The sequence below is a fragment of the Bacillus sp. SIMBA_005 genome (assembly GCF_046535585.1).
GTDB lineage: Bacteria > Bacillota > Bacilli > Bacillales > Bacillaceae > Bacillus > Bacillus pumilus.
The window spans coordinates 1-255 of the sequence record NZ_JAWRWI010000753.1; the positions used below are offsets into that span (position 1 = coordinate 1).

General features: G+C 71.8%; 1 protein-coding gene. It reads left to right on the forward strand.

Annotation, left to right across the window (positions count from 1 at the left end):
• Positions 1-255 (forward strand): glycosyltransferase family 39 protein (locus SB660_RS22080; protein WP_410584605.1); only part of this gene is annotated, 255 nt, incomplete at both ends.

Consider the following 255-nt stretch of genomic DNA (forward strand, 5'->3'; position numbering starts at 1 on the left):
GGGGCGAGAACGCGAACGAGGCCTTCATCACGCTGCAGGAGCTGCCGCTCTCCGACAAGGGCGCCTTCGTCGTGCATCCGCCGCTGGGCAAGTGGCTGATCGCCCTCGGGATGGCGCTGGGCGGACCGGACAACAGCGCGGGCTGGCGACTCGCGACCGCACTGCTCGGCACCGCCTCGGTCCTCCTCGTCTACCTCATCGCCCGTCGGCTCTCGGGCTCCGTGGTGGTCGCCACGGTCGCGGGGACCCTGCTCG